We start from the raw sequence: 5,151 nt of genomic DNA, 5'->3' as shown, positions 1-5,151 counted from the left end.
CCGACAGCATGCGAATCCTGTACTGCGAATCTTCCCGGAGGTTATATGTGGATTTGGAGCTGTCAGCCAAAAGAGATTTTTTTAAAATATACACCGAATTAAAATGAGAACACTGTTGCAAGTCCCCCTGATAGTAACCCCGTTAACCGGGAGAAAACAGCATCCCGCTTTTAAGCAACGATCATAATGATTCCATTTCCTCTTTCATTAACGAAAAAACAGCGTCCTTTGATTCGGTCAGGGACTCGAATTGCTGAAGGTCAACCGGATCCAGCACAGAGATTACAAAGCGCTGTTGACGAGCAACCCTCCATGCTCCCCGTGGCATAGCCTCATGTCCCCCTTTCAGAACGACGGGCAGGATGTTAAAATTATACTTCAGGGCCAGTTTAAACGCCCCGTTTTTAAAATCCTGAATCTCGCCCGTCCTGGTCCGGGTACCTTCGGGAAAGATCATGGCAGGAATACCCCTCTTAACCGGCGCCACCAGGGCATCCAGCTTCCTGGCGGATTTCATGCTTCTGCGGTCAATGGGCAACTGGCCGGTCATATATATCATCCAGCCAAAGATAGGTATACGGAACATGCTCCGCTTCGCGACCCATTTCATTGTCCACGGCAGCAGATATAAAAGAGGCAGATCTAAAAAGCTCTGGTGATTGGAAACTACAATGGTCGGCTGTGATATCTTTAGCAGATCAGCCCCCTTGATTGCTATCGACCAGCCGGGGTTGGCCTTCATCATGATCCAGGCCAGCCCTTTTAGTGATTTATTGGGAATCGTATGAAACCGGTCAAAGGGAAACGTGAATAGGTAAAGAACCGAAACCACAAAAAAGAAACTGATAATACATGCAGCCCAGTAGATCCATATAATGATACTGAAAATCGTCTTCATCATTCGGACTTCATAGTCCTTTCCTGCAGTATTTTACGGATAAATCCGTCGTGTTCCTGAAGTTGTTGCTCTGCCTCACCACGCTCCATCCCGGTCAGGATCATGACTAGAGCCGTTTTAACGTGTCCCCCGGCTTTTTCGAGCCATTCTCCGGTCTGCTCGTAATCTATCCCGGTGAACATCATAACAATTCGCTTGGATCGCTCTTCAAGCTTCTGGTTCGCAAGCTGCAGGTCCACCATCACATTTTCATATACTTTGCCGCTGCGAATCATGGCACCGGTGGTAAGCATATTCATAACCATTTTTTGGGCCGTCCCGCTTTTCATGCGGGTGCTCCCCATGATTACTTCCGGTCCCACAGGAACATCGATCATCACATCCACGTCGATGGTAATTTGGGAGGCGGGAACGGTCGTCACAAACAAGGTATGGCATCCCGTCTTTTTCGCTTCTTTGAGAGCGCCATGTACATAAGGCGTACGGCCGCTGGCCGCTATCCCGCATACGATATCCCGGGAAGTCAGATCGACGTCCCGCAGCGCCTCCCGCCCGTTTGATTCATAGTCTTCAGCTCGTTCCTGAGATCTGAAAACGGCCTCCCTGCCACCGGCAATCAACCCGATCACCTGACCGGGATCCGTACCGAAGGTTGGGGGACATTCGACGGCATCGAGGATCCCCAGCCTTCCGCTGGTGCCGGCCCCGGCATATATAAGCCGTCCCCCCCGGTCAAAGGCCTCTTTGATCAAATCAATGGCCCTGGCAATCGCGGGCAACTTCTTTTCGACCTGCCCGGCCACTTTTTGGTCCTCTGCATTAATCAGCCTCGCAATTTCGAGGGAATCAGCCACGTCTATTTCCCGCGTGTTCGCATTTCGCTGTTCGGTATCCAGATCTTTAAGCTGACTAAAAAGCTTTTGTTTGTTTTTTTCCATATTAACGTCTTAAATAATTACTTTTTTTACGATCAGTCCGGCTAACCCGGATTTGCATAAGAGACCTCCTCCTTTGGTTGAAATTAGGTTAACACCGTAATTAAAGGATAGGGGTCCTCTTTCCATATTTCCTCACCAAGAAATTGGTTCTTTCCTGTTTGTTATTTCCCATCTTTCACCTCCATGTTTATCCAATCCAATGCTCCTTTGCGCGATCTACGCTCCTCATCCGTTCCAACAGGTGACCGGTATGCGATTCATCGGGCGACCGGGCAGGAGCATTAAAGCTATGGCCGGCGCTGCCACCACTTGGAACAGCTGTTACCGGGATTCCCCGGCTTGGTCTGAATAGAGTCCTCCTTTGCCGGTGCAGCATGCTTTTTTAACAATGAAGCAGCCAGTGCCTGGACTTCAACCTTGCTGCTGTGAGCGGCATCCAGCTTTTCGGCACTAAAGTGGTCGGGAACAAAATGCGTGTCGTAATCCCCCGCTGCAAAGGCCGGATGGGTGAGCACATATTGGCAAAACGGGATGGTTGTCCGACACCCCGCAATCTCATATTCGTCCAGGGCGCAGAGCATCCGCCGTACCGCGTGATCACGATCCTGCCCATACGAGCAGAGCTTGGATATCATCGGGTCGTAGTTGATCGTCACCGCCTGTCCCTCTTCAATTCCGGCATCCACGCGGATGCCGTTGCCGGAAGGAATGCGGTGCTTTGTCAATGTACCGGTACTGGGCAAGAAATTTTCGCGGGGATCCTCTGCGTAAATACGGCATTCGACGGCATGTCCCTCCATCCGGATATCCTCCTGCTCAAAGGGCAGCGCTTTGCCCTCTGCCACCAGGATCTGTAATGCCACCAGATCCAGGCCCGTAATCAACTCCGTAACCGGGTGTTCTACCTGCAGGCGGGTATTCATCTCGAGGAAATAAAATTTACGGTTGGCATCCACCAGAAATTCGATCGTCCCGGCCCCCACATAATCGACCGCCTGCGTCGCGGATATAGCCGCTTCCGCCATTTCGGACCGCAGGTCCGGCGTCAGCATAGGACACGGGGCTTCCTCTATGACCTTTTGGTGCCGGCGCTGGATCGAACACTCCCGGTCAAAGATATGCACGGTGTTGCCGTGTTCATCGGCCATAATCTGAAATTCCACATGCCGCGGCTGCACCAGGTACTTTTCAATATACACGCGGTCGTCGCCGAAAGCGTTGCGGGCTTCCGATTTCGCCGCCTTTATGCCCGACTCAAACTCCTCCTCAGCCTCCACAATTCTCATTCCTTTGCCTCCCCCGCCGGCCGCTGCTTTTACGAGTACGGGGTAGCCAATGTCATCAGCTACTTTTTTAGCTTCCCCGATCTCTTTTAACTCTTGTCGGGTTCCGGGCGGAAAAGGTACGCCGGCTTTGCTCATTAATTCGCGGGCGGCTGTTTTATCACCCATCGTACGGATAGCCTCCGGACCCGGGCCGATAAAGAGAATACCCTCTTCCCGGCAACGCTGTGAAAAATCTGCATTCTCGCTTAAAAACCCGTAACCGGGATGGATGGCATCGGCCCCCGTTTGCCGGGCGGCCCGAATGATGTTGTCAATAACCAGGTAACTTTCGGAAGAGGCCGCGGGACCCACATGCACCGACTCGTCGGCCTGCAGTACGTGAGGTGCGTCCGCGTCGGGGGTGGAATAGACCGCTACCGTACGTTTACCCAATTCCCTGCACGTGCGAATGACCCGTGAGGCTATTTCCCCGCGGTTAGCAACTAAAATCTTGGCAATATCCGGCATAAAACTGTTATATAATGTGAATTTTAAGCATCCGCTGCCACTGCTGCCACTCCCCGTCGATATCGTTATCCAAAATATCCAGCTCGTGCCTGATAAACTTCATGCGAAGGACATTACTCATGCGGCGAGCGTAATCTATGCGCGGGTCGTGATCGTAACTGACCAGCCTGAAATCAATGTCCCGTATCTTGTTAAGCAACAACTGCCGGCTTAGATTGGGAATATAATCGGTAGGATTATTGTAATACACATCGTCTTCGTAATAGCCATCCATAAAACCTTTGATATCATAAATGCCGCTCATGCCGATAGCTTTATCGAAAGCAGAGGGGTGTTTTAAAGCCGTATTGACCGCATGATATCCTCCCAAATCGGTGCCGGCGACAAGCAGATAATCGATAGGATTCTGATCTTTAATATAAGGCACTACTTCTTCCACCAAGTACAATTCATACTGATGGTGGCGTATTAGCCGCTTGGAGGGAGCGGCCTTTGTATTTAAAAAACTCTCCCCGTCGTTTGATGAAATACAGAAGAGTTGGTTAAATCCATTTTCAATTTGATACGAAATGGCATCCACCATCCCGAACTCTCCCCATTGATAGCAGGAAGCTCCTCTGGTGGGAAGGGCGAGGACCGGGGTCCCGGATGATCCATAAATAACCAACTCCATATCTTTGCCAAGACTGGGGCTACGCCATTTTTTTACCTTTTTGTTCATCTCATTCCTCTGCAGCTTAATGACATAACTAACTATTATATATGTATGGAATATAACAGTTAGCGTTCTTTAGTGTAAATACGGATGTAAAATATCTCAAGGTGTTGGTTTGACCCTAAAAAGGGTTTTGCAAAACCGCTGAAAATTACCCGATCCCGGGCTGCTCCGATTTACCGCACCGGAAATCTATGACATTGCCCCCTCCTGTCCCGACCTTTTTAAGGAACCAGTCGAAAAAAGGTTGCATAAACTGCTTATACCTCAAAAGGCTGCGATTGTTGTTCGATAAAAAATCTGGGGGATGATCGAAAGCTTTTCAGTAGTGTTGAGATAGGCACGCAGGTCAAAAACATTATAATCGTTCTCTTCAATTTTATAGAGGATACGGCTATAATTGTACTGGGCCAGATATACCGGCAGCCGGCTGTCTTCGGATAACATCCCAATCCCTTTCTCTGAACGATTGTAATAGCGGCGGGCACGGCTTACTTGGTAGGATAACAGCTCCCGAACCGAATCATTGAGCAGGTGATTAAAAAGATCTTCTTCCGTTACGCCAAACTTCCGGAGTTCCTCCAGGGGCAGGTAGATCCGGTCTTTTTTCAAATCTTCTCCCACATCCCGCAGTATATTGGTCAGCTGCATAGCGATACCGAGATCTATGGCATAACCCAGCGCCTGGTTGGATTCATAGCCAAAAACCTGGGCCGTCATCAATCCCACAATGGATGCGACTTTAAAGGAATAGTCGTATAACTCATCAAACGACCGGTACCTGTTTTTATACAAGTCCATGCAAAC

General features: G+C 49.7%; 5 protein-coding genes. All 5 read right to left on the bottom strand.

Annotated elements, in window-relative coordinates; translation table 11 throughout:
- Positions 1–181: 181 nt before the first annotated feature.
- Entirely contained in the window at positions 182–901 is a 720-nt protein-coding gene (locus ACESLU_RS11465) for a lysophospholipid acyltransferase family protein (RefSeq protein WP_372638786.1), read from the bottom strand.
- Entirely contained in the window at positions 898–1,836 is a 939-nt protein-coding gene (gene murQ / locus ACESLU_RS11460; RefSeq protein WP_372638785.1) for an N-acetylmuramic acid 6-phosphate etherase, read from the bottom strand. Before murQ ends, ACESLU_RS11465 begins: the two co-directional genes overlap by 4 nt.
- Positions 1,837–2,123: 287 nt before the next feature.
- Positions 2,124–3,629, bottom strand: coding sequence for an acetyl-CoA carboxylase biotin carboxylase subunit (gene accC / locus ACESLU_RS11455; protein WP_372638784.1), 1,506 nt, complete (start codon positions 3,627–3,629; stop codon positions 2,124–2,126).
- A 7-nt stretch (positions 3,630–3,636) separates the two neighbouring features.
- The gene (locus tag ACESLU_RS11450; protein ID WP_372638783.1) at positions 3,637–4,350 is read right to left on the bottom strand and encodes an esterase family protein; all 714 of its coding nucleotides are present in this window, start codon (positions 4,348–4,350) and stop codon (positions 3,637–3,639) included.
- A gap of 261 nt (positions 4,351–4,611) precedes the next feature.
- Positions 4,612–5,151: squalene/phytoene synthase family protein (locus ACESLU_RS11445; protein WP_372638782.1), on the bottom strand; the 540-nt coding region annotated here is incomplete at its 5' end.

Source organism: Fodinibius sp., from assembly GCF_041642155.1.
GTDB lineage: Bacteria > Bacteroidota > Rhodothermia > Balneolales > Balneolaceae > Fodinibius.
Note: the sequence above shows the minus strand (reverse complement) of the source record. Positions and strands in the feature narration are given on the sequence as shown.